This is a genomic window from Streptomyces sp. NPDC048461 (assembly GCF_055587105.1).
The window spans coordinates 25,605-46,961 of the sequence record NZ_JBVJGW010000024.1 but is presented as its reverse complement, the minus strand read 5'-3'; the positions used below and the strand labels follow the sequence as shown (position 1 = coordinate 46,961).

Sequence of the window (21,357 nt, the reverse complement as noted above, 5' to 3'; positions counted from 1 at the left end):
GTCGCACCGCCAGGGATGTGCTGGCCGCGCCCGAGGGCCCGCAGCGCGTCCGTACACCGGGGACCCCCAGCCCCGCCTCCCCCGCTGCGATCGCCCCCGTGCCTGCCGCGGCGTTGGGCAGACCCAGGACTACTCGGCTCGGCCGCCTCTGTCGACGCCACCGCCCAGCCAACGAACCGGACGCATACGGGCGGACCGCAGCACTCTGGAACAGATCATCCTCATCCGCCCCTACCGGCCCCTTCGGATACGGTGTCGCCATCGCCTACGTCCGTGCCTCCAGCGAAGTCGTGGAGGACACCTTCGACCCCTGGCGCGCCTCATCAACGACATCCGCGCCCCTGCGCCTGAGCGTCTTCGCCACCGCCGACCGTCTGCGCTCCCTGCGCTCCGCTTCCTCAACAACACGTCCGTCAGGAGGCCGCCGTCAGGCGACCGCGGCGCGGGGGGCGGGTTCCTTCTGGTCGCGTTCGATTTCGGCGCGTTCCTGGGCGATCTCCCGGGTGAGGAAGAAGTTCAGGACGGTGCGGATAGCGGCGATGGCCGCAAGCTGGCCGATCTCGGTGAAGCTGGGGGCGACGGCCGTGCGCAGGACGTCGCCCGCCAGCTGGAATTCCAGCCCCAGGACGAGAAAGCGGCCCAGGCTGAGCCGGATCTTGTTGAACTCGCCGATGAGGGAACGCCTGCGCAGACCGGTCGCGGCGAAGCGCAAGAAGGCCCAGATCGCGCCGACGAAGATGATCAACGCGCCGGCGGCCTCGATGATGTGGACCAGCCATCCGATCAACTCCCGCACTCCCGACTCGGACACCAGTTCACCTGACATGTTCATGGACCCCTCCTACCCGCGGCCGTACACCTACTCGGCTCAGCGCGGTGCTCTGGGACACACGTGGCAGACTCACGAGGATGGCCGTGGGTGCATGCCGTGTTGGAAGTCGCCCCACACGAACCGCGACGCCAGCCGCTGTGTGCGTGCCACACGGAACCAGGTCGACGAGGTGTCCTCGACTTCCCGCGTCGAATACACCGAGAGCATCTATCCCTCAGGCAGGAAATCCGCGAGTCCGAGATCGTGCAGCGGCTCGTCTCGTACCCTCGGCGACGTGAGTGGCGCCCCGATGGGCGCTGGCGGGGGCGGTCGGCCAGCCGCAGGCCGCGGCCGGACTCGCGGGCCGTGAGCATGGCGCGGATGAGGACGTTCAGCCCGGAGGAGTCGCAGAAGTCGACGCGGCTGAGATCGACGACGACGTCGGTGGGCCCGCCGGTGTGGGCCAAGGCCGCACCCTCGGCCTCCTCGCCACCGGCGCAGGCGGGTCCGGAGCGCTCTTCATGTGGGCCGTGGGCGCCACCGGGTTCATGGAGCCCGTTGCGGCCTACGAGACCGCCGCTCTCGGCCTCGCGGGCGTCTCGGCCGCTGGAGTCGCAACTCTGGGTGCGGTCCTCCCCGCCCAGTTCCGCGCTGGGCAAAGGCGCTGACCATGTGGCAGCTCGATTCCGACTCCCGCGCGGCGCACCTCGGGGCAGCGCTCGGCTACCAAGGCGATGACGAACGGGCTCCTACCTACCGCGTCGGCCGCGCCCTCTACGAGCGGACCTGGTGTGACGGGGAATGGGAGGGACCCAAGGACGGAGCGCCCTTCGGTCCCCCGGACTTCTTGCGCGCGGTCTGTCTCTGCGGCTGGGCCTCTCCTGTGCTGGCCGACATGTCCGTCCTGGACGCCCCGGCGGACCCCGAACGGCCCGCCGTGTTCGCCCCGGTCGGCCAGGACCGCGCTCGTGCCTACTGGCTCGCCCACGCGCTCGCCACCACTTCCTGCGAGCCCCCCGCAGAAGCACGGAACGCCGTCCGCGCCGCCGCCGCCTGGAGCACCCGCCTTGCATCGGACCAGCCGCTCGCCGCCCTTGCGCTCGCCCGCGAACTTCAGCAGCTCGCCACCACCACGGCGGCCGCGGCGGTCCGGCACGCGCGAGCCCTGGACGCCCCGTGGGAAGACATCGCCGGCGCACTCGGTACCTCCCGCCAACAGGCCTGGCGAAAGTACAAGGGGCTACCCCCGCTAAGAGGTCCTAACAAAGGCGTTGGACGTGTCGGTGGGTGATGACGCAGGTGGCGAGGCCGAGGAAGGCTTCGTGGATGTCGTCGCGTCGTTCCCATCGGATGCGGAGCCGGCGGAAGCCGTGGAGCCAGGCGATGGTCCGCTCGACAACCCAGCGGTGGACTCCCAGGCCGGATCCGTGTGGGACGCCGCGGCGGGCGATCACTGGTTTGATGCCCAGCGCCCAGACCAGGCGGCGGTATTTGTCGTGGTCGCAGCCGCGGTCGCCGAGGAGGCTGTCGGGTCGCTGGCGGGGCCGTCCGACCAGGCCGGCCACGGACGGAATCTTCTGCAGCAGGGGTATCAACTGGGTGACGTCGTTGCGGTTCCCGCCGGTCAGCGAGACGGCGAGTGGGATGCCCTGGCCGTCGACGACGAGGTGGTGCTTGCTGCCCGGACGTGCTCGGTCGACCGGGCTGGGCCCGCTTTTGGGCCCCGCCGAGCTGCCCTGACGTGGGAGGAGTCGATCACCGCCCGCGACCAGTCCAGCTTCTTCGCGACCCGCAGCTTCTTCAGCAGCATCACGTGCAGCCGGTCCCAGACGCCGGCGTCGTTCCATGCGGCCAGGCGTCGCCAGCAGGTCATGCCTGATCCGAAGCCCAGCTCCTGCGGCAGGTACTCCCACTGGATTCCGGTATGCAGCACGAACAGGATCCCGCAGAGTGCCTGCCTGTCCGGGACCCGAGGGCGCCCCTCCACCTGTTTCGGCGCCGGCTGCGGCAGCAACGGCTCGACGAGTGACCACAGTTCATCCGACACGATCCACGGCCGCGACTCACGGTTCCCCACAGCCAGACCAACGATCACCCAGACCGAAAGTCACATGATCAACAGCTTCTGTTAGGACCTCTAAGCGACGAGGAACGCGGTGCACTGCGGCCGACCTTCCCTCCGGCCTACCAGCACGAGGCTGGCCACCCGCCGTGCACCGTCACCGAGGGGCCTGCCAGGGCGTAGCCCGCCCGACGGGCGTGGCGCGAGCCGCGATCGCGTTCAGGAGGCGTCACCGCGTGACGCCGACCGGTGACGGTATGCCGGGGCCGTCCGACGGTACGACACCGCGACGACGCGGAGAGGTGTGCTGTGCCACTGAACCTGGACCGATCGCCAACGTAGTTGGACCGGCAGCTGAACCGGTTCGTGATGTAGCCCGCCGTTCCGGCTACTCGGCCTCGCTCGTGAGGAGGGCATGGATCTCAGCGGCAAGGCGCTGCATGTCCTCGCCTGCCGCGTGCACCGTGGTGACTTCGAAATGCCATTCTTCGGCGGGCGGCCGGTCGTGGATGCCCCACGTCAGATGGACGTGGCCACCGGACCGATGCTCTGCCGAGAGAGTCAGGTCGTATTCGAGGGAGTGCCAGGTTCTTGCTCCCTCCCAGCCGCGGAAGTCTTCTACCAGGGAGGAGAGGAAGGAATCGAGGCCATCGCCGTCCCATGTCCGCACCAAGGTCTCGATGCTCACCCATCGGCCGCGGGCCCGCACGATGAAGTCGAGGGTCGGCTCATCTCCATAAGGCCGCGAGGGTTCGCAGAGCAGCAGGTGAACCGCCTGCGCTCCGAGGTCTCCCACGCGGACGACCAGGTCATCAGAAGCGTCATCGGCGATCATTCAGACAGGTTAGGAGACATGCACGACCAGCCGTAGCGCGGTCTAACTTCGATGCCTATCGATCCAAGTTCACTGTCACAGGACAAGAGGTCACGACGGGGGCGGCCACATCGCGGCAGCAGCCCGCCCCCCATCAGCCCCATCCGGGCGGAGCGTTCGCCTCACGCAGAGTCCGGATCGACGGCGGGGGTATGGTCCGCGTGCACGATGGGCTCGACGTGGGCCATCCGGCGCCCACCACATACCGCCCCCCGCCGCCGCTGGCTGTCTTTCACCGCCCGGACGGCACGCAGTCAGCAACGGTGTCGGCCACGCATGCCATTTGACATCCTCCCCGCCCTGAAGGGCGGGGATTCCTAGTTCACTTCGGCTGTCCCCTAGTGCTCTGACCGCATAGGTTCGCCGGGTTGTTCAGGCCGCAGGGGCGAGGGGGCGGCCGCCCCAGCGGATGCCTCTCTCGCTGCGGACGCGGGCGCGTTCCTTGCGTTCGGCGGCCAGGACGTCGCGGTGGGGGGCGTTGGCGTTGCGCCAGCGGAGGTAGGCGTGCAGGGCCCGGGTCTGGACGGTGTGGTTCGGGTGATTCGAATTGGTGGCGATGGTGAACTGCCTCAGCGGTCCGAAGTGGGCTTCGATCGGGTTGGCCCAGGAGGCGTAGGTCGGGGTGAAGCACAACTCGACCTTGTTCTTCTCAGCCCAGCGGCGGATGTCAGTGCCCTTGTGGGCGGACAGGTTGTCCATGATCACGTAGATCGGTGCTCCGTCTGACCGGGCGGCGCGGATCGACTTCAGCGCGGCCAGCGTGTTCACGGCACCTTTTTTGCGGCGGTCATCGCGCTCCCCGGAAACGACTTCTGGCTGATCGACGGCCGCCTCATCCGCTGGAACCACTTCGCCGGCAACGGCACCTCCGCCGGCGGCGAAATGTCCGAAGACCCGGCGGCCGCCGCCCTGTGCGCGTCCGCGTTCGCAGCGGTGTGGGAGCGCGCCGTGCCCTACGAGGACTACAAGCCCAAGCCCTAGCCGGAGCAACACCGATGACCTCGCCCCTGTCCAGCGCCCAGGCCGCCCGCTCCGCGCTCGCCACCCGCCTGCGGCACCTGCGCCTGGACGCGGGCCTGGCCGGCCACCAGCTGTCGGACGCGTGCGGCTGGCACCCGGCGAAGACCTCCCGCATCGAGAACACCCGCGCGGCACCCTCCGATGCGGACATCCGCGCCTGGTGCACGGCGTGCGGGGCCGACGGCCAGGCGGAGGACCTGATCGCCGCCGCCCGCTCGGCCACCTCCATGTACGTGGAGTGGAAGCGCCTGAACCGGGCCGGGCTCGCCAGCCTCCAGCAGGAGATCGTCCCCCTGGTCGAGCGCACCCGCGCCTTCCGCGTGTACTGCTCCCACGTCGTCCCCGGCCTGTTGCAGACTTCCGCGTACGCGGCCGCCGTCATCACGGCGTACGGCACCTTCCACGGCGCGGCCGACGACGTCGAGGCCGCCGCCGCGGCCCGGGTGAAGCGGTCGAAGGTCCTGCACAAGCGCGGCCGGCAGTTCGCCTTCCTCATCGAGGAGCCCGTCCTGTACTCCCGCATCGCCGGCCCCGACACCACCCTCGCCCAGCTGGAGCAGCTGATCGAGGTCGCCCGCCTGCCGCAGGTCTCCCTCGGCATCATCGCCACCTGCGCCCCGCGGCCGCTGTGGTCGATGGAGTCCTTCGCCCTCTACGACGACGCACAGGTCGGCATCGAGCTGCTGTCCGCCCGGGTCACCATCACCGCCCCCGGCGAGATCGCCACCTACCAGCAGGCCTTCACCGACCTCTCCGGGAGCGCCGTCTACGGGACCGACGCCCGCGCACTCATCCGCCGGGCCGCCGCAGCACACGGGTGAACGTCCGCAATTTCCCGCAAGAACGTTGAGGAGCCTGCCGCCCGGTCCCTAGCGTCGGGGGTGTTGGGATTCCACCGGCCGCACGGGAGGCCCCCTCATGAGCCCGCCCACCAACGACCCCGAGCCCAGCCGGCGGGACCTGCCCCAGCCCGGCTACGGCGCTCCCTCCCCGGAGCTGCTCGTCCGGGCCGAGCGCGGCCTCACCCGCTTCCTCGGCGGCCAGGACGAGCGCCGGGACACAACCACCGACGGGGGCGCGAGGTGAAGAAGACCGCCGACCTCGGCTACGGCCACGAGGACCACCCGCTGCTGGGCCACCCGGTCCGCGACATCGCCTCAGGCACCGAGGGCAAGCTGATGGCCGTCGTCCGCGAAGAAGTCCCCACCCACAGCGGCCCGCGCTGGACACGGCGCGCCTACATCCGCCCCGAAGCCGGCGGCCGCGAGCTCACGACCGCCGTCGGCAACATCCAGCCCCTCGAAGCCCGCTGAACCGCGCCACGGCAACCGCCCCGGACCGCCCGAGGCCGGGGCGCCGGTGGCCAGCGGCAGGAAGTCCGTCGCGGCTCCCGAGCGGGCCGCTGCCCGCGTCACCCCCTCGGGGCGGGTTCCGCCCCGACCCGTGACGTCCGGGACCGGAGCGGCATTGACCGGCCATGAAGAACACCACCGCCGCCCTGCTCCTGTGCACAGCCCTCCTGGCCGGGGCCCCGGAGGCAGCGAGGGCCCCAGCGCATCGTCCCGATGCACCCGCGCAGCCCGGCGGAACAGCTCGACGCCCCCACCCGCCCCGGCGAGGTGATCGTTGAGGTAGATACCGAGCAGAGAGGGCCGAGCGCGTCCGGCGGGCTGCTCTCCGCCGCTCTTCATGACGCGTCGCCCTACTCGCGCCGGTCCGCCGGGCTGGTCCATCGAGTGGGCTGTTCTCGAGCCCCCAGAGACTCGGAAGGCCGGTCCAGGCGGCTCGCCTCGTCCGTGTCCGCGGCCAGCGTGACCTTGTCCTGGCGGGAGGGCTTCTGGACTCGCGGACGCCGATGCCGGGCATCGCGGTCATCGTCGTGCAGAGGTGTGCCTCCGGCGCCGCCTTGGTCGTCCATGGCCTTGATCCCTTCGGTGTGGATTCGACCCTTCACGAGGCGCGTGCCCGGGCGTCGCCACGGGAAACCGCTGCCCTGCTGTCCCCTACCGTGTTGTCGCACAGCCGTCGGTCAGGGCCCCACCCCCTCACGTAACCGGTTCCGGTGCCGGTACGGGCCCGGGAAGAGGGCCCGGATGAGGGTGCGGCTCGGGGCGCGGTGCTGGAGACGGGTGAGGATCGGGTTCCGGCTGTGGCGGTGCCGGGGGCACCGGATCTGGCCCGCCGGGCGCGGGTACGGGACCTGGCAGCGGCCCGGGAGTCGGCCCTGGACCCGGACCTGGTGCCGGCGTCGGGCTGGGCGGTACGGGATCATTCGGCGGCGTACCCATTCACTGGCCACCCTTCCTATCAGGCATGTCGGTCGCTTTCGCCGCGCCTGCCCGAAGGCGCCCGGCCCCAAACGGCGTGGTACGCCGACGATCAGGAGCCACGGCCGGTTCAGGAACTGCGGACTCAGACTCTCGTCAACCAGAGCCCGCAGGTGCATCTCCGCGCCGGCCCCCGGCCCTGTGCCGGGCGCGACATGCTGGTCCAGGAGTCCGACGGACACGGCCAAGACCCGCGCCTCGTCGGCGCTGATCACGTTCCGCCGGAGCTCGGTTGGCTGCCAACCGCTCGTAGTGTGCCGGACGCCGCGCCGGGTACGCGCTCCTCATGCCCTCTCTCAGCGATAGCACCCTCAGTCTCCTGGCCAGCGGTTATGCCTGGCTGCCGAACCGGATGCGCACCTCGGTGGATGGCGTTTACCAGACCCGGCTGCTGGGCCGGCCGACGTTCGCCCTGCGCGGTCCGGAAGCCGTCGAATTCTTCTACGACGAAGGCCACGTCCTGCGAGCTGCGGCCCTGCCGGATCCCGTCCTGGACACCCTCTTCGGCCAAGGCGCCGTGCACACGCTTGACGGCGACCCGCACCGGGCCCGTAAGGCGATGTTCATCGCCCTCCTGAAGGACGACCGGGGCATCGCCGCGCTGGGCGACCGCATCAGCTGGCGTTGGCAGGAAGCGGTTGCCGGATGGAAGCGGGACCGGGTGGTCCTGTTCGACGAGACCGCCAAGATCCTCGCCCAGGCCGTGTGCAGCTGGGTCGGTCTGCAGCTCTCCGACGCCGAGACCGATGAGCTGGCGCGCGACTGCACGGCCATGGTCGACGGATTCGCCACCCCCGGCCCCCGCCACCTGCGCGCCCGCCGCGCCCGCACCCGCCAGGAGAAGGCCCTCGCCTCTGTCATCACCGGCGTCCGGGAGAATCAGGAGCCTGCCGGCAGGCCGTCCGCCCTGGAGACGGTGGCCTGGCACCGGGACGAAGACGGCCGCCTCCTGGAGCCGCACACCGCTGCCGTGGAACTCCTGAACATCATCCGGCCGACGGTCGCGATCGCCTGGTTCGCCACCTTCGCCGCCCACGCGCTGCACCGCTGGCCCCGGCACCGCGAACTCCTGCGGGCCGACGCCAAGGGCTCCTACGCCCGGGAGTTCGCCCACGAGGTGCGCCGCTTCTACCCCTTCGCGCCCTTCGTCGGAGGTCTGGCGGCGGCCGACCTGACCTGGCATGGCCGGGAGATCCCGAAGGACGCCCTGGTCCTCCTCGACCTCTACGGACAGAACCACGACGCTGACCTGTGGGAATACCCCTACCGCTTCGAGCCTCAGCGGTTCACCGGCGGGATCAGCCTGCCCGACAACCTGATCCCCCAGGGTGGCGGCGACCCGGCCCGCGGCCACCGCTGCCCCGGCGAGGACATCACCGTCACAGCCCTCGCCACCCTCGCCCGCGAACTCGCCCGCCTCGACTACGACGTCCCCGAACAAGACCTGACGATCCCGCTGTCCCGCATGCCCACGGCCCCCCGCAGCGGATTCGTGCTCGCCCTTCCGTAACGCCGTGCGGCCTGCGTGCCCTGACCGCCGGGCACCAGCAGTGCGGCCTGGAAGGCCGTCGCACGAGACTTCAGCGCCGCTTGCGCCAGGCGAGCACGGCGAACGTGGCGACGGCGAGCATCACGCCGTACCGCGCAGTCGGCCACGCCAGGACGGCATTCGCCGGGGGCACGCCGTTGGTGATCTCCGGCGGCGCCCCAGCGGCCGCATCGCCGAGCAGGGCGACGTTCCGGTGTACGGGCTGGGACGCCCCGGGGGCGTTCTCGGGCATGTCTTGTTCCTCTCTTCTGGGCGGTTGAGGGCTGTTCGAGCTCGGCTGGCCTTGCATCAGCCGGCGAGCGTTGGCAGAACGGTCTTGCGGTAGTTGTCGAAGAAGGCGTCCTGGTCGGGGCCGATCTGTCCGACGTAGACCTCGTCGAAGCCTGCGTCGACGTACTTGCGGATCGCCTTCAGGTGCTCGTCGGGATCGTCGCCGCACGGGGTGCTGTCGGCGACCTGGTCGCGAGTGACGAGTTGGCAGGCCTGTTCGAAGTGGGCGGGCGTCGGGAGGATCTGCCCGAGTTCACCGGGCAGGAGTTCGCTGGGCCACAACCGGTGGACGGTGTCGACGGCCCGCTCGCGGTCGGAGTCCCAGCACACCTTGAGGCCGCCGATGACCGGCTTGTCCGCGCCGCCGGCCTGACGGAACGCCTGGATCAGTTCCTGGTCGGGGCCCATGAGGACGAAGCCGTCTCCGATGCGTCCCGCCAGCTGCGCGGCGTTCGGTCCGAAGCCGGAGACGTAGACGGGCGGCGCGGCGGGCGGGACGGTGTACAGACGTGCGTTGTCCACGGTGTAGTGCTGCCCCCGGTGGCTGACGAGGTCGCCCGTGAACAGCTTCCTCATGACCTCGACGGCCTCTTCCAGCATGTCCGACCGCTCCGCGTGGCGTGGCCACCGGTCGCCCAGGACGTGCTCGTTGAGTGCCTCACCGGTTCCCACCCCGAGGGTGAAGCGGCCGTCGAGCAGGACGCTGGACGTGGCTGCGGCCTGCGCCGTGACGACCGGGTGCAGCCGTGTGGTCGGGCAGGTGACCAGGGTGGTGACCGGCAGCTCGACCGTCTGCGACAGGGCTCCGATCATCGACCATACGAACGGGCTGCTGCCCTGCGCGTCGTTCCACGGGTGGAAGTGGTCCGAGATCGCCAGCCGCGTGAAGCCCGCGTCCGCCGCTCTTCTGGCCTGGTCCAGCAGCTGGCCGGGAGTGAACTCCTCGCAGGAGAGGAAGTAGCCGAACTCCGTCATGATCATTTCCCTTCATTGGATTGCGAGGGTTCGCCCCGCGGCTTGTCGGACGGAGGGAGCGGGCCGGCGCTGGGGCGCGGCCGCCAGGAGGGGCCTTCTGGCGTCACCCGTTCCCCTCGCGCGTGGAGGGGCCTCCCTGCTCGCCGAGACGAGACCGCGGGCGGGTTGCGGCAGCTGGTCAGCTCGGAGGGTAAGGGGCGGCCTTGAGCTGCCGGGCGAGGTGCGCGGTGTTGGCGGCGAGGGTCTTGGTGGTGGCGGCGGTCTTCTCCGGCGACTTGTCGAGGTCCTGGTAGTCGGTGCCCTGCATGGCCTCGCCTACCCAGTAGGTGACGGCGTTCGGTGCGAGGGAGAAGCCGACGTCGTTGAGTCCCTGGAACAGGTCGGCACTGACCTTGTGGGCGCCGTCCTCGTTGCCGACGACACAGACCGCCGCGGCCTTGCCGTAGGTCAGCATGCGGCCCTCGTCGTCGCTCTCGCCGAGCTCCGCGTCCAGACGCTCCAGCACCAGTTGCGCGATGCTGGAGGGGTGGCCGAGCCAGATCGGCGTGGACAGGACCACAATGTCGGCGTCCAGGATCTTGTCGCGGATGCCCGGCCAGGCATCCCCTCCGCCCATGTCCGTCTGCACACCGGGCTTCACGTCGTGGTCGGCGATGCGGATGATGGTGCCGGTGACACCGTGCTCGGCCAGCGCCGCCAAAGTCTGCTCGGCCAGCAGCTGAGAGCTGGACGGCTTCGGCGACGGTGACAACGTGCACACGAGGGCGACAGCCTTCAGAGGAACAGCGTTCATACGGCTCGGCTACCCAGCTCATCGAGCCTGATATCAGCCCAGCCCCGAGAAGGATCCGGTTGGGGGTCAGCTCTCTGCGGCCGCCCGCTCCCACGCAGGCTGCGATGCACTACCAGCCGAAGCCGCCACAGCGTGGCCTGGGTGCGGATCAGTGATCGAGAGCGTTCTTGAGCTGCTGCTTCGTCATCGTGGAACGGCCCTGGACGCCCCGTTTCTTCGCTTCCTGGTACAGATCGTCCTTGGTCCGGTCGGATGAGCCGCCGCCTCCGCGTGACCGCTCACCACCGCGCTGCGAAGCAGACTTGCCCTGCGTGGAGCTGGAGCTGGCTGTCTTGCTCTCCCCGGCCCGGGCACGCTCCTTGTTCACCGTGCGGGAGGCCATCTCCTTCGCCCGGCCCTCCGACATGCCGCGTTTCTCACCGGACTCCTTGATGTGCTCGTACTGGCGCTCCCGCTGGGGACTGGCACCTCGGGGCATGACGCGACCTCTTTCCGGAACGGGTTGGATTTACGGTCATGGTGCGCGTACCCGGCCGGGTACGCATCTCACACGACCCGGACGCAGAGTTCAGCCCACCCGATGGCGAAGGCAGCGGGTCTGCTCGCCCGGTCCCCAGGGCGCCCGCCACCGCCTTGGGACAGGCCACGCTGGCCCGTACGGCGGTCGCAGATCGCCGGCGGCGTGGAAGGAAGGCCGGTTACTACCGGTCGCTCCGTGAGCCGCTCGGCCGCCGAGGGTGGCGGAGCGGCGGATGCCGGGCCCGGCGGGCGTGGGCGCGGTCGGTGACGGCTTCGATCGCCGGGGTTCCGTCGTCTGCGGGGCCGGGGGGTGAGCTGGTGGGTGGCTGCGGTCGCGGGGAGCTACCGGCGTGCCCACCGCGTCCCGAGGTCGGGCCGTCCTGGATCAGGGGTCCTCGAGGTCGGTGCTCCGCTGTTCCGGCGTCTGCCGCTGGTCGCCGTCGGGTGGTCCGGCGAGGCGATCGGCGCTTTTGCGGTGGCGGGCACGACTTCCCTACCAGAAGGCCGCCAGCAGGCCTGCCACGACGAGGACTCCGATGAGTATGAGCAGGTAGGAGGGCTGGCTTTCCACAGCTGTCACATGCTCTGACACGTTCACGCGCGGCCCCTACCCCGCTCCGGGAGGTCCATGTGCCCGCAGTTGGGAGGGTCGACTTCTGCTTCAGCCGTCAGAGTTCCGACGAACTGCGGCCCCGTTGCGGTGAGCCTGGAGGTTCGGGGTTCGGGGTTCGCGGTCAGGGAGAGGCGACCGCGTCGCCGATGCCCGCCGCACGGCGTCCTCGGCCTCCTTGCGGGACGGGCAGGGAGTCTTGTCCCGCGCGCTGCCCTCACATACCCCACAGCCGGCCGCCGGGAACGCAGCTCGGCCGGTATGACGCCGGAGCGGGGCCCGCGCCATGGAGGTTCTCGGCCGTACGGGTGGCGACCGCCGCGCGGTCGGCGTATCGCGGGCTGCTGACGGACGAAGAGCGGGCAGGGATGGCACGGACATTCCCCCAACTCGTGAAGGAGAGTTCTCCGTGTCTGAGATGTGGAGCTACAACCCGGAGTCGCACTACACGCCTGGTACGAGTCTGGTCGGCTTCAAGGTGGAGGCGACGGACGGACACATCGGCAAGGTGGACGAGGAGACCGAAGAGGTCGGATCGTCCTTCATCGTGGTCGACACCGGTCCGTGGATCTTCGGCAAGCACGTCCTGCTCCCGGCCGGCACCGTCGTACGCGTGGACGTGAAGGAGAAGGAGGTCCACGTGAACCTCACGAAGGAGCAGATCAAGGACTCTCCGGAGTACGACAAGGACAAGAACCGGGGCGACGCCGCCTACCGCGACCAGGTCGGTAAGTACTACGGTCGCGGCGGCATCTGAGCGGCCCTTCACGCCTGATGGTCCACCCGGCCGACCGCCGGGTGGACTCCACCATGCTCGGGCCGGACGTCGACAGGGTCGCGCGTGCCGGGCACAGCCGGCCGGACCCGTGCGTCAGGATGGGGCACCCCCTCGGGCGCCGCAAGCCTGATGCCGGCCGGAGGAGAACCCAATTTGATCACCCTGGACATCCAGACCTGCGGCACCTCGGTGCTGCTCAACGTCGCCGGGCACCTCGACGAGAATGCGGACACCGTCCTCCAGGGGGCTCTCGACCGCGTCACCGCCGACGACCGTGCCCTCATGATCGACATTCACGGCGTCGCCTCCATGGATCCCGCCGGGCTCCTTCACCTCCTGGACCTGCACCGGCGAGCCCAGTGCCTGGGACTGCGGGTCATGGTCGTGGGCTGGCAACCCCAGCCCCAGCAGCTGATGGCCGACGTCGCCGGCATCCGCGGCCCCGGCTCCGCCACCGGAGAGCGCTACGCCCTGGACGGCTTCCGCCGCCTCATCACCCGACGCGCGCAGCAGCTCCAGGACGGCGCCCCCACCGCGGCTCCGACCGCGGAAGACACCTGCTAGCGAGCCAGCCCCGCGCCGCGCGCTGCCCCCGCGACGAGTGGAGGAGGGCACCGCCCAGCAGCCGAACACTCCTCGAAGTGCGGATGAGGCCGGGTGTCTCCAATGGCGGGACAAGGTGGGCGGCATCGGGTCTCCGAGCACGCGGTCGAAATCACCTGCGCACATGAGCGTGTGCGTGTGCCAGGAGGCCGCGAAGGGCGGTGACCTCGCCGGCGAGGTCACCGCAGGCGCCGGTAGCAGCGTCGGCGGCCTGACAGCTGGCCACACCGGGTGGGCCGCGAGGCAGGCCCCAGCTGGCGCCCCGGCCGCGGGAGGTTTCCATCAGGGCGCTTGCCCAGCCCGCTAGCTCATCGAGTACCTCGCGCTGCGCTGGCCGCGTGGCCAAGTCCGGGCTGGGCCCGAGAGGTCGGGCGGGGCAGGACCGCGAGCCGTGCGGCGTACGCCCGTCGCTCGTGCGGACTAACTCCGCCCCATCCACGGGCTTCACGGCGCCCCACGGGGTAGACGGCGTCGGGCTGGACCACAGCTCACCCACACACGGATCCGAAGGAGAACCCATGGACGGGATCGTGCTTCTCAAGGAAGATCACAAGACGGTCGAGAAGCTGTTCAAGCAGTTCGAGAAGGCCGGCGAGAACGCCCACGCTACGAAGCGGAAGATCGCTGACCAGGTGATCGAGGAGCTCACCACCCACACCTGGATCGAGGAGAAGATCTTCTACCCGGCTGCCCGCGAGGCTGCTCCCGATACCAAGGATCACGTCCTGGAGAGCGTCGAGGAACACCACGTCGTGCTCTGGATGCTCTCGGAACTCAAGGATCTCGACGCGAGCGACGAACGCTTCGACGCCAAGATGAGCGTCCTGATGGAGAACGTCCGCCACCACGTCGAGGAGGAGGAGAAGGAGTGGTTCCCCGACGTCCGCAAGGCCATGGGCCGCAACCGACTCATCGAACTCGGGGAGCAGATGGAAGCCGCGAAGAAGGACGCCCCCGGCAACCCCCTCGCCGTTCCCAGCGCCGCCAAATAGGTGCGGGTCGGACTCTCCGTACGAAGGCCAGTCGAAGACGTAGCCGACACCGCTCTGAACCTGCGCCCCGTGCACGGGGCCGCCTGAGAGGGCCGCGGCTCACCACACCGCCCGACGGCCGGATGGGAGCGCGGGGCGCATGGGTGCTGCAGCTCCCGCCCTGTGGGGGCGAGCGTGAAGCGCGTCTGCTGCCACAGCATCGGTCATGCGTGCTGCGCCGCACGGCGGGCAGGCCGCACGGGGCCCGAGACGGGCGTCGCCTCGGCGAAGAGGGCGAGCAGGCCCGAGATGTCGCGTCCTGCCTCGGCAGGGTGCCGGAAGGTGGATCCGGCGCTGAGCTGGTAGTGGTTGCGGCGACCCTCGCGTACCCGGGTGAGGTATCCCTCCTCTTCCAGGTCCGCGACGATCGACTGCACGGTCCGCTCGGTCAGAACGCACGTGACAGCGACCTCCCGAAGGCGTACTTCGGGATCCCTGGCGAGGGCGAGCAGGACGCGGGCGTGACTGGTCAGGAAGGTCCACGGAACTCTCGGATGCGCTTCATCACCCATACATCCAGAGTGCCCCCTATTCGCATATACGTCATGTTTTTCAGGTAATTCTTGACGTACGACGCTGATGCGCCGACCATGCTGATGGAAGCAGAAGCACTCCCGGCCCAGGGGAGGCAGTCGATGACCGCACTCGTCTACGACAACCGCTCGGGCACACCCGCCGGCAGCGCACTCGAAATCCGAGTCACTCCCGGCCCTCAACCCGGCACGGTCCACCTGTGCGTGAGAGGCGAGATCGATTTCGACAACGCGGCGTTCCTCCGCGAGACGCTCCTGATCGCCCTCACGTCCCACCGCGGCACCCTCCTACTCGACCTCAGGCAGGTCACCTTCTGCGACTGCACCGGCCTCAACGCCCTTCTGACCGCTCAGCTCGGCACCCTGCGCGCAGGCCGCCACCTCAAGATCACCAATGCAAGCCGCAGCGTCGAGCGGCTCCTGCATCTCACCGGCACCCGCCCCCTCCTCACCTGAACACGCTCGCGTGAAAGCAAGTGATCCCGATGACCGCGTCCATCCCCCTCACGCACGCCTCCGCAGCCGGTCTCCGCCCGACCCTGCAGCTCCCCGGCACCCAGACACCGCCGGCGCAGGCGATCGAGTGGGCACTGGGAACGCTGATGGCAACCACGCCCGCTCCGGCGCGCGAGGCGGCCCGAATTCTCTCTGCCGCAGCAGCTCAAACCGGCCTCTCTGAACAGGCGCTCGCTGCCGCACTGCTCGACACCTCCCGCGGCCTGCCGGCCCCGGCCCGTGCCGAACGAGCCCTACGCCAGGCCTTCCACGCCGCCCGCACCCGCAGCACTGCCCCCCAAGCCGCCCCGTACCTGCTCCCGCTGCGCACCGATGCCGAGAAGGCCCTCGGCCGGTTCTTTGAAGCGCGCCTGCGTCTGACCGCGGCGCCCACCGACCCGGACGCGCGCCGGGCGTTCGAAGACACCCTGTTCACGCTCTGCGTCCTCATGGGTCACCCCGGCGCCCCTGCGGCGCTGCACGAGGCGGTGCAGTACACCGCTGGGTGACGCCAGCCCGCGTTGTACCCGGGTTGCCGTCGTTGAAGCGCCGCGCAGCGGATGGGCAGCCTGTAGCCCCGTGCCCGCAGCAGTCCGGTGGTGCCTCAAGCGGTGAGCGGTGGGGTGTCCATTCCGGCGCCCGCTCGCAGACCGGCGAAGAACTCATGGAGCGCTTCCCCGGCCGTATACGAGGGCTGCCAGCCCAGTTCATCGTGGGCACGGGCGCAGTCCATCAAGGGCAGGCGCAGAACCGCGTCGAAGAGGTCGGGTGACGCAGGTACGAGGCGCAGCCTCCAGGCCGCAGCCAGAGCCGTCCGCAGCGGCGCAGCGGGCATCGCGAAACTTCGCGCGTCGAAGAGGCCGGCCAGGACGTGTGCGTCCACGGGAGGTTCGGCTGCCAGGTTGAAGGGTCCGCTTACCGGCCGGAGTACTGCTGCCAGGTATGCGGCGGCCGCGTCGTCGGTGTGAAGTGCCTGGAAGCGCAGTCCCGGCAGGTCGGGAACGGCGGGGATGAGGCCGGCCCGCACCAGTCGGCCCGGCAGCAGGCGGCCGGCGAAGATCCTGCGCTGTTCGGACGCGGATTCCCGCTTGAAGAGGAACCCCGGACGCATGCGTACGACACGGATGTCGCGGTGGGTGTGCTCGTAGGCGTCGAGGAGCCGCTCGAGGTAGGCCTTTTCGCGGGTGTAGGCGGCCTGGGGCCAGCCGTGGGTGGGCCAGGACTCATCGACCGGCCGGTCCTTGGAGCCGGGGGAGTACGCACCGACCGAAGAGGCATGGATGAGGACGGGGACCTTCGCTGCAGCCACAGCGTCGAAGACACGGCTGCTGCCCAGGACGTTGGTGCGCCAAGTCTCAGCGGGGCGGTGGGTGGGCTGAAACTTCCAGGCCAGGTGGATCACCGCGTCCGCGTCGGCGAAGAAGGGGACGAGGTCGGCTCCGCCGGGCTCGATGTCGACGGCACGCCAGGTGGTCTTCGGCGGCTGCCACCCCGGAACGCGACGGGCCAGGCCAAGGACCGAATCGACCGCCTGGTCCTCGGCCAGTCGGCGGACCACGCTGGTGCCGACGTTGCCGGTGGCTCCGACGACTACGACACGGGCGCCGCGTCCTCCGGAACGCGCAGGGGGCTGGGGAGCGCTGTGAGGCGTCATCCGATCTGTCCTCTCCGTCGAACGGCAGGAGGCCCGGCTGTCAGCGGCTACGGGCCGCGCTGTCCGCCTGCCCCGAGTGCCGTACGCCTATGCCCTCGTTCTGGCCCCAGACGAGGGGTGGACGACGTATCGGCCCGGGTGGCGGCGATGGATCTCGTCCGAACGTCGGGGGTGCACTCCGGGCGTCCGTCCTCCGTTCAGGCGCTCGCCACCGTCCACGGGTTAAGCCGACCCGCTGACATTCATCCGATCATCAGCCTGTCGACCATCGTGCGCGCGCCCGGCGGGCGATGCTCCCCAGGTCCCGTACGACGATTCGAGGAGTGAACAGGTGAACGCGGTACCCAAGACAGCGCGCCGGATGCGACTCGCGAGCCTTCTCGCCGTGCCCGTGGCGCTCTCCCTCGCCACCGTCGCGGCCCCGGCCGCCGCTTCGCCGACTGCGGCCGCAGTGCAGGCCGCCGACTGCTCCGGCTTCCGAACCCTCGGCAGCAAGGGGAAGACCGCGAAGACCAAGTCCGCGAAGAGCGTGCGCCGACTGGCCGCAGACGGATGTACAGGGCCGCGAGGTCCGCAGGGACCGCGGGGCCCCAAGGGAGATAGGGGGCCGGCCGGTCCCGCCGGCCCGTGCATCGATCTCGCCGTCGTCACCGGGGTTGCACCGGGCAGCGAATACAGCGCCGCTCTGACTCGCGGCAAGGCGTTCGTGGGCTACCGTCCGTCCTCGACCGGCGCGTACACCTGGCGCGACCTGACCGGCAGCACTACCCCCGGGTACCCCCGCAACGCCTGCGGCGTCGCCGTCAAGCTGGACACCGGCCGTGTCTACGTCAAGGTCCTCACCACTGCCGGAGACGTCTACGAGACCTCCTGCAGTGCCCCCGCCCTGGCCTGCACGCTCGGATGGGCAGCGGTCGTCAAGCCCTGAACCACCTGCGCGAACGTTCCGACACCGATCACCAAGCTGCACCCCGGTCCGCACCCGTCGGGGAAGGACCGGGGTGCAGCCGCATCTCCAACCGGTTGCCACTCCACCATGATCAAAAAGCCGCTCGAGCAACCCCCCTGTCCTCACCCGCAGTGGTCGTGCATGCAGCTCTCGTGCCCCGATCAGGGCGTGGGACAGGGTTTCCCCCACACGTCGGCGGAAGGTCTCCCGACCAGAGGTGCGGGGCGTACGCAGTGACGATGGCGGCTGCCGCGCCCGGACGCTCTGGCCGCGGCGTCCGGCGGCGCTCTGCCCGCGGGGCGGGTGACCAGGGTCGGGCGGCTGCCGTACGGCCGGCGCCTAGCCGTACGGATGCGGGCGGGACATGAGGAGGCGCCGAGGCGCGGGAGATCGCCACCGGCACCGCGCTGTGGCGCGGCTGCCCCGCCCTCGCCGGAGGCTCACCCGCACTTCGCGCTGCCGAAAAACGTCGTCATTCCGGGATCGAGTCGGGATCCCCTCGACGTTCCTACGGCTCCTCAACCTCTTCGATACGATCCAAGTCGGCTGGCGGTGCGCTGGATCCGGTACCGGTGCGGGAGGGCGTGCCTGGTGCGCGACCATGCTCGTCGACCTCAGCGCCCTGGTCCGGCAGTTCGGGGCCGGGCCGCTCGGGATTACGCGCGGCCGGACTTTCGCGGTGCTTCACGGCTGCTCCTCGTCCGTGCTCGTGCTGCAGTGCAGCAATCCGGGCTCAGCCGTTATGGGCGGCCGACCGGGATGGTGTCGAGGTCTCAGACCTCGCCGCGCCAGGAGCCGGTTTCGGCGCCGCGGGCTTCGATGTACTCCTTGAATCGCTTGAGGTCGCCGGTGACCCGTCGCTTGACGAAGCCGAGCTTGTCGCCGACGTTCTCCGTGAAGCCCTCGGGGTCGTAGTCGAGCTGGAGCATGACCTTGGTCTTGTTGTCGGCCAGGTGGTGGAAGGTGACGACGCCGGCCTGCTTCGCCTCGCCGCCGACGGTGGTCCAGGCCACGCGCTCGTCGGGGATCTGCTCGGTGATCTCGGCGTCGAACTCGCGCTCCACACCGGCGACCTTGGTCTCCCAGTGGGTCAGGGTGTCGTTGACCTGGGTGATCTTCTCGACGCCGTCCATGAAGTGGGGGAACGTCTCGAACTGCGTCCACTGGTTGTAGGCGGTACGTACGGGGACATCGACCTCGATGGACTCTTCGACCTGCGACATGAACAGCCTCTTCCTCGTGGGAACCGCCGACGGTCCGTCGGCGGAGGGCGAACTCAGGAAATGCCCTCCCCCCGCTGCTGCCCGCCGAACGCCGGATCATGGCCTGCCCGAGACACAGAAAACGTCAGTGCGCGTGATCATCCGCCCGCGACGCGGAACACGCGTTCGGAGGCCGGGTCCGGGCGGCCGCTCGCCGTGCAGCTCCGCCCGCCCGGAGGGCCCGACGCTGCCACGGCGATCCGGTGGGCCGCCGCCGGGCATCGGGCACCGGCCGCGGTTCATCCCTCGGGACTCGTGAGCTTCTCGGCACTGCGCGCCGCGGCCTTCACGTGCGCCCGGGCCCGGGAAGCCGCCCGGCCGGCTTCCCGATGGCGTGCGGCCGCCTCCACGCTCACCGAACGGGCCTCGACGAGCCGTTCCTTCGCGGCAGCCACCTCCAGCTCAGCCGCGGCCACCGTCGCGGCCGCGGAGTCCGCCAGCTCCTGGCTGGCGGCGGAGGCCACTTCGAGCCGGTCGGCCTCGGCCCGAGCCTCGGCCAACGCCTCCCGCGCCGCCTTCGCCCGCTCCCGGCGCGCCCGTTCCGCCTCCTCGACGGGCCCCGCCGTGCGCGCACGGGAGCGGGCCCCCTTCGACGCGACTCCGACGGGCCCGGCGACTGCCTTGCTGCCCGGCGGAGCCGCGCCCGGCTGCGGTTCCAGGCCGGTGAACCCGCGTACCGCATCCGGAGCCTTCACCAGTCGGCCCGCCACCCACTGCTCCGCGATGTCCCCGTCGGCGAGAACCGCATGAAGGATCTGCTCGACGTCGTGCAGCACCGGCTCGCTCAGCGCCTGCCCGGCCTCGGCCGCGAGGGCTCGCGCGGTACGCGCGAGCTCCCCGATCACCACATGCTGATCATGCGACAGCTTCCGCAGCTGCCCGGCGTCCAGCGTCCGGTGCGCAGCACGGAGCGCCTCGCCGAGCTGCAGCAGCCCTTGGGCCTCATCAGGGCGGCGGCGTGCCAGCAGCCCCGCCGCCCACACCGCGAGCGTCGGCTTCCGCAAGCCCGCGATCGCGACCGCAAGCTCCTTGTCACCGGCCTTCCGCGACCGAGCCACGTACGCGTCCCTGGCTGCGGTGAACTCCGCAGGCTGCAACGCAAGCAGTTCCACCGTCACCGACTCCATGTCCATGCCCGGCAGTCTCCCGCCCGAGCCCCCACCGGGCCCGCACCCCGAACAGCACCGCGCGTCGATCGCATCGAGACCGTGCTGTACCTCTCCATGGCCCTGCCCGCCGCTGTGATCGGATGGGGGGGCGGGCCCACTGGACTGGACAAACGCCGCGCAGGGACGGGAGGCATCGGACGGGCGGCCGCACCATCCGTGTGGTGGGTCGGGTCAACTGCACGGCTGAAGAGCCGGGTCCAGGGCATTGCCCAAGATGTTGATCATCCGTCCATCGCTGAACTGGACATCGACACCGTCCGTCAGGTCGTCGTGCACAATCACGACTTCTCCCACGCTGCCCTCTGGCAACCCAGGATCTTCAAAAGCCGTCCTGACCGATGTTCCGACCGCCAACTCCGTCGTCTTCATGGAGAGGACTATCTCTCGACCACTCCGTACCGGTTCAGGAGCTGTTTCCGTGCGCGGGTCGACTGCGGAGGCAGCGGCAGGGCAGACTCGGAGCCGAGGGAAGGGGCGCGCCATGACCGCACAACCAGTTCACCGCCACGAGCCTGAGCGGGTACCGCGCAATGCCGAGGGCATCGCGGCCGCTCTGTCGGGGGAGCGGAGGATGGAGTTCTACCGGGAGCTGCTGGCCGCGGCGCCGGAGAGGGCGGAGAACGTCCTGCGGCGATGGTGGCTGGAGGCGATGCTCGACTCCGACCTGGATGCAGATCAGCGTGCCGACGCCGCACTGGCCGGCACGACCCCGACCGTGTCGCTCGCCGAACTCCTCGTGCGGCGCCAGGGGGCAGGCCTCCCCGTTGAGTGATCCGTACGACGCCGGACTTCCCTGCGAGCTCGCTGAAGACGTCGCGCAGCTGATGATGGACCCCGCACTTCCCCCGGACGCGTTCGGGGCGCTCGTCGCCGCGATGGTCTCCATCAGCGACAGCGCGGGCATGGTCCCCGGGAGCACAGCCTCCGCCCGCCGCCCCCAGCAGCGCCGCCTCGCCCTCGGCGAGGAGGGGGCCCTCGGCATCGCGGAGTACGTCATCGTGGCGGACAGCACCCCTCCCCACATTCTGGTCACTCACGTACAGCTTTACTGAGCGCCGGGACAGCCTGGGGGA

Annotated in this window: 26 protein-coding genes and 2 pseudogenes; 14 read left to right on the top strand and 14 right to left on the bottom strand. The window is 70.2% G+C overall.

Annotated features, from left to right (window positions below; all coding sequences use genetic code 11):
• Positions 1–427 precede the first annotated feature (427 nt).
• Positions 428–826 carry a DUF1622 domain-containing protein gene (locus ACZ6S8_RS31225; RefSeq protein WP_469460838.1) on the bottom strand — a complete coding sequence of 133 codons (399 nt, stop codon included), beginning with the start codon at positions 824–826 and terminating at the stop codon, positions 428–430.
• A gap of 2 nt (positions 827–828) precedes the next feature.
• Positions 829–1,278 (bottom strand): STAS domain-containing protein, encoded by a 450-nt coding sequence (locus ACZ6S8_RS31220; RefSeq protein WP_469460781.1) that lies wholly within the window; start codon positions 1,276–1,278, stop codon positions 829–831.
• A 203-nt stretch (positions 1,279–1,481) separates the two neighbouring features.
• On the opposite strand from ACZ6S8_RS31220, the gene ACZ6S8_RS31215 reads away from it, so the two are divergent.
• Entirely contained in the window at positions 1,482–2,102 is a 621-nt protein-coding gene (locus ACZ6S8_RS31215; protein ID WP_469460780.1) for a hypothetical protein, read from the top strand.
• On the opposite strand, the gene ACZ6S8_RS31210 is transcribed toward ACZ6S8_RS31215, so the two are convergent.
• The 3 genes and pseudogenes from ACZ6S8_RS31210 to ACZ6S8_RS31200 all read right to left on the bottom strand — a co-directional run.
• A protein-coding gene (locus tag ACZ6S8_RS31210) for an IS5 family transposase (protein ID WP_469460837.1) occupies positions 2,071–2,861 on the bottom strand; the annotation gives its coding sequence in 2 pieces (ribosomal slippage) (positions 2,071–2,543 and positions 2,543–2,861; 792 coding nt in all). The genes ACZ6S8_RS31215 and ACZ6S8_RS31210 overlap by 32 nt on opposite strands.
• A gap of 400 nt (positions 2,862–3,261) precedes the next feature.
• Entirely contained in the window at positions 3,262–3,708 is a 447-nt protein-coding gene (locus tag ACZ6S8_RS31205; protein ID WP_469460779.1) for a DUF6228 family protein, read from the bottom strand.
• Between the two features lie 411 nt (positions 3,709–4,119).
• A pseudogene (locus ACZ6S8_RS31200) lies at positions 4,120–4,536 on the bottom strand (transposase); the annotation flags it as partial.
• Here ACZ6S8_RS31200 and ACZ6S8_RS31195 point away from each other — a divergent pair.
• The 5 genes and pseudogenes from ACZ6S8_RS31195 to ACZ6S8_RS31175 all read left to right on the top strand — a co-directional run.
• Positions 4,528–4,728, top strand: a pseudogene (locus tag ACZ6S8_RS31195) (DUF6879 family protein); the annotation flags it as partial. The pseudogenes ACZ6S8_RS31200 and ACZ6S8_RS31195 overlap by 9 nt on opposite strands.
• 14 nt (positions 4,729–4,742) lie before the next feature.
• Positions 4,743–5,588 (top strand): helix-turn-helix domain-containing protein, encoded by an 846-nt coding sequence (locus tag ACZ6S8_RS31190; protein WP_469460778.1) that lies wholly within the window; start codon positions 4,743–4,745, stop codon positions 5,586–5,588.
• Between the two features lie 97 nt (positions 5,589–5,685).
• A complete protein-coding gene (locus ACZ6S8_RS31185; RefSeq protein WP_469460777.1) occupies positions 5,686–5,853 on the top strand; it encodes a hypothetical protein in 168 nt (55 codons plus the stop codon).
• Positions 5,850–6,080, top strand: coding sequence for a hypothetical protein (locus ACZ6S8_RS31180; RefSeq protein WP_469460776.1), 231 nt, complete (start codon positions 5,850–5,852; stop codon positions 6,078–6,080). The genes ACZ6S8_RS31185 and ACZ6S8_RS31180 overlap by 4 nt, the downstream gene beginning before the upstream one ends.
• A gap of 1,300 nt (positions 6,081–7,380) precedes the next feature.
• The gene (locus tag ACZ6S8_RS31175) at positions 7,381–8,604 is read left to right on the top strand and encodes a cytochrome P450 (protein WP_469460775.1); all 1,224 of its coding nucleotides are present in this window, start codon (positions 7,381–7,383) and stop codon (positions 8,602–8,604) included.
• 70 nt (positions 8,605–8,674) lie between these two features.
• On the opposite strand, the gene ACZ6S8_RS31170 is transcribed toward ACZ6S8_RS31175, so the two are convergent.
• The 4 genes from ACZ6S8_RS31170 to ACZ6S8_RS31155 all read right to left on the bottom strand — a co-directional run bounded on the left by ACZ6S8_RS31170 (position 8,675) and on the right by ACZ6S8_RS31155 (position 11,159).
• Positions 8,675–8,875: a hypothetical protein gene (locus tag ACZ6S8_RS31170; protein WP_469460774.1), complete on the bottom strand. Its 201-nt coding sequence runs from the start codon at positions 8,873–8,875 to the stop codon at positions 8,675–8,677.
• A gap of 56 nt (positions 8,876–8,931) precedes the next feature.
• On the bottom strand, positions 8,932–9,888 hold the full coding sequence (locus ACZ6S8_RS31165) for an LLM class F420-dependent oxidoreductase (RefSeq protein WP_469460773.1): 957 nt from the start codon (positions 9,886–9,888) through the stop codon (positions 8,932–8,934).
• A gap of 178 nt (positions 9,889–10,066) precedes the next feature.
• Positions 10,067–10,681, bottom strand: coding sequence for a flavodoxin family protein (locus ACZ6S8_RS31160; protein ID WP_469460772.1), 615 nt, complete (start codon positions 10,679–10,681; stop codon positions 10,067–10,069).
• A gap of 148 nt (positions 10,682–10,829) precedes the next feature.
• On the bottom strand, positions 10,830–11,159 hold the full coding sequence (locus tag ACZ6S8_RS31155; protein ID WP_469460771.1) for a plasmid stabilization protein: 330 nt from the start codon (positions 11,157–11,159) through the stop codon (positions 10,830–10,832).
• 1,060 nt (positions 11,160–12,219) lie between these two features.
• On the opposite strand from ACZ6S8_RS31155, the gene ACZ6S8_RS31150 reads away from it, so the two are divergent.
• From ACZ6S8_RS31150 to ACZ6S8_RS31140, 3 genes are all read left to right on the top strand, one after another.
• Positions 12,220–12,567, top strand: coding sequence for a PRC-barrel domain-containing protein (locus tag ACZ6S8_RS31150; protein ID WP_469460770.1), 348 nt, complete (start codon positions 12,220–12,222; stop codon positions 12,565–12,567).
• Between the two features lie 174 nt (positions 12,568–12,741).
• Positions 12,742–13,152 carry an STAS domain-containing protein gene (locus tag ACZ6S8_RS31145; protein ID WP_469460769.1) on the top strand — a complete coding sequence of 137 codons (411 nt, stop codon included), beginning with the start codon at positions 12,742–12,744 and terminating at the stop codon, positions 13,150–13,152.
• Between the two features lie 557 nt (positions 13,153–13,709).
• Positions 13,710–14,183, top strand: a complete 474-nt coding sequence (locus ACZ6S8_RS31140) for a hemerythrin domain-containing protein (protein ID WP_469460768.1) — start codon at positions 13,710–13,712, stop codon at positions 14,181–14,183.
• Between the two features lie 203 nt (positions 14,184–14,386).
• Here ACZ6S8_RS31140 and ACZ6S8_RS31135 read toward each other — a convergent pair whose 3' ends face one another.
• On the bottom strand, positions 14,387–14,734 hold the full coding sequence (locus ACZ6S8_RS31135) for a helix-turn-helix transcriptional regulator (protein WP_469460767.1): 348 nt from the start codon (positions 14,732–14,734) through the stop codon (positions 14,387–14,389).
• Between the two features lie 123 nt (positions 14,735–14,857).
• On the opposite strand from ACZ6S8_RS31135, the gene ACZ6S8_RS31130 reads away from it, so the two are divergent.
• Positions 14,858–15,211: an STAS domain-containing protein gene (locus ACZ6S8_RS31130; protein WP_469460766.1), complete on the top strand. Its 354-nt coding sequence runs from the start codon at positions 14,858–14,860 to the stop codon at positions 15,209–15,211.
• 29 nt (positions 15,212–15,240) lie between these two features.
• Complete coding sequence (locus ACZ6S8_RS31125; RefSeq protein ID WP_469460765.1) at positions 15,241–15,759, top strand: DUF5133 domain-containing protein; 519 nt, start codon at positions 15,241–15,243, stop codon at positions 15,757–15,759.
• A 95-nt stretch (positions 15,760–15,854) separates the two neighbouring features.
• Here the strand turns inward: ACZ6S8_RS31125 and ACZ6S8_RS31120 are convergent, their stop codons facing one another.
• Positions 15,855–16,904: an NAD-dependent epimerase/dehydratase family protein gene (locus tag ACZ6S8_RS31120; protein ID WP_469460764.1), complete on the bottom strand. Its 1,050-nt coding sequence runs from the start codon at positions 16,902–16,904 to the stop codon at positions 15,855–15,857.
• Between the two features lie 331 nt (positions 16,905–17,235).
• Between ACZ6S8_RS31120 and ACZ6S8_RS31115 the strand changes: the two genes are divergently transcribed.
• Positions 17,236–17,832 carry a hypothetical protein gene (locus ACZ6S8_RS31115; RefSeq protein WP_469460763.1) on the top strand — a complete coding sequence of 199 codons (597 nt, stop codon included), beginning with the start codon at positions 17,236–17,238 and terminating at the stop codon, positions 17,830–17,832.
• Positions 17,833–18,626: 794 nt separating this feature from the next.
• On the opposite strand, the gene ACZ6S8_RS31110 is transcribed toward ACZ6S8_RS31115, so the two are convergent.
• The 3 genes from ACZ6S8_RS31110 to ACZ6S8_RS31100 form a co-directional block, all read right to left on the bottom strand.
• A complete protein-coding gene (locus tag ACZ6S8_RS31110) occupies positions 18,627–19,076 on the bottom strand; it encodes an SRPBCC family protein (protein WP_469457246.1) in 450 nt (149 codons plus the stop codon).
• Between the two features lie 278 nt (positions 19,077–19,354).
• Entirely contained in the window at positions 19,355–20,248 is an 894-nt protein-coding gene (locus ACZ6S8_RS31105) for a hypothetical protein (protein WP_469460762.1), read from the bottom strand.
• 207 nt (positions 20,249–20,455) lie between these two features.
• Positions 20,456–20,653: a hypothetical protein gene (locus ACZ6S8_RS31100; RefSeq protein ID WP_469460761.1), complete on the bottom strand. Its 198-nt coding sequence runs from the start codon at positions 20,651–20,653 to the stop codon at positions 20,456–20,458.
• 112 nt (positions 20,654–20,765) lie between these two features.
• Here ACZ6S8_RS31100 and ACZ6S8_RS31095 point away from each other — a divergent pair, with 112 nt between their 5' ends.
• Together ACZ6S8_RS31095 and ACZ6S8_RS31090 are read left to right on the top strand one after the other, a co-directional pair.
• Complete coding sequence (locus ACZ6S8_RS31095; RefSeq protein WP_469460760.1) at positions 20,766–21,056, top strand: hypothetical protein; 291 nt, start codon at positions 20,766–20,768, stop codon at positions 21,054–21,056.
• Positions 21,049–21,336: a hypothetical protein gene (locus ACZ6S8_RS31090; RefSeq protein ID WP_469460759.1), complete on the top strand. Its 288-nt coding sequence runs from the start codon at positions 21,049–21,051 to the stop codon at positions 21,334–21,336. Before ACZ6S8_RS31095 ends, ACZ6S8_RS31090 begins: the two co-directional genes overlap by 8 nt.
• Positions 21,337–21,357: the final 21 nt, after the last annotated feature.

Bases quoted from the DNA above. Each gene is read 5' to 3' on its own strand.
- ACZ6S8_RS31125 (WP_469460765.1), top strand. From the start codon at position 15,241: ATGACCGCGTCCATCCCCCTCACGCACGCCTCCGCAGCCGGTCTCCGC.
- ACZ6S8_RS31155 (WP_469460771.1), bottom strand. From the start codon at position 11,159: ATGCCCCGAGGTGCCAGTCCCCAGCGGGAGCGCCAGTACGAGCACATC.
- ACZ6S8_RS31105 (WP_469460762.1), bottom strand. From the start codon at position 20,248: ATGGACATGGAGTCGGTGACGGTGGAACTGCTTGCGTTGCAGCCTGCG.
- ACZ6S8_RS31185 (WP_469460777.1), top strand. From the start codon at position 5,686: ATGAGCCCGCCCACCAACGACCCCGAGCCCAGCCGGCGGGACCTGCCC.
- ACZ6S8_RS31130 (WP_469460766.1), top strand. From the start codon at position 14,858: ATGACCGCACTCGTCTACGACAACCGCTCGGGCACACCCGCCGGCAGC.
- ACZ6S8_RS31100 (WP_469460761.1), bottom strand. From the start codon at position 20,653: ATGAAGACGACGGAGTTGGCGGTCGGAACATCGGTCAGGACGGCTTTT.
- ACZ6S8_RS31225 (WP_469460838.1), bottom strand. From the start codon at position 826: ATGTCAGGTGAACTGGTGTCCGAGTCGGGAGTGCGGGAGTTGATCGGA.
- ACZ6S8_RS31135 (WP_469460767.1), bottom strand. From the start codon at position 14,734: ATGGGTGATGAAGCGCATCCGAGAGTTCCGTGGACCTTCCTGACCAGT.
- ACZ6S8_RS31205 (WP_469460779.1), bottom strand. From the start codon at position 3,708: ATGATCGCCGATGACGCTTCTGATGACCTGGTCGTCCGCGTGGGAGAC.
- ACZ6S8_RS31140 (WP_469460768.1), top strand. From the start codon at position 13,710: ATGGACGGGATCGTGCTTCTCAAGGAAGATCACAAGACGGTCGAGAAG.
- ACZ6S8_RS31165 (WP_469460773.1), bottom strand. From the start codon at position 9,888: ATGACGGAGTTCGGCTACTTCCTCTCCTGCGAGGAGTTCACTCCCGGC.
- ACZ6S8_RS31095 (WP_469460760.1), top strand. From the start codon at position 20,766: ATGACCGCACAACCAGTTCACCGCCACGAGCCTGAGCGGGTACCGCGC.
- ACZ6S8_RS31215 (WP_469460780.1), top strand. From the start codon at position 1,482: ATGTGGCAGCTCGATTCCGACTCCCGCGCGGCGCACCTCGGGGCAGCG.
- ACZ6S8_RS31170 (WP_469460774.1), bottom strand. From the start codon at position 8,875: ATGCCCGAGAACGCCCCCGGGGCGTCCCAGCCCGTACACCGGAACGTC.
- ACZ6S8_RS31190 (WP_469460778.1), top strand. From the start codon at position 4,743: ATGACCTCGCCCCTGTCCAGCGCCCAGGCCGCCCGCTCCGCGCTCGCC.
- ACZ6S8_RS31120 (WP_469460764.1), bottom strand. From the start codon at position 16,904: ATGACGCCTCACAGCGCTCCCCAGCCCCCTGCGCGTTCCGGAGGACGC.
- ACZ6S8_RS31175 (WP_469460775.1), top strand. From the start codon at position 7,381: ATGCCCTCTCTCAGCGATAGCACCCTCAGTCTCCTGGCCAGCGGTTAT.
- ACZ6S8_RS31160 (WP_469460772.1), bottom strand. From the start codon at position 10,681: ATGAACGCTGTTCCTCTGAAGGCTGTCGCCCTCGTGTGCACGTTGTCA.
- ACZ6S8_RS31110 (WP_469457246.1), bottom strand. From the start codon at position 19,076: ATGTCGCAGGTCGAAGAGTCCATCGAGGTCGATGTCCCCGTACGTACC.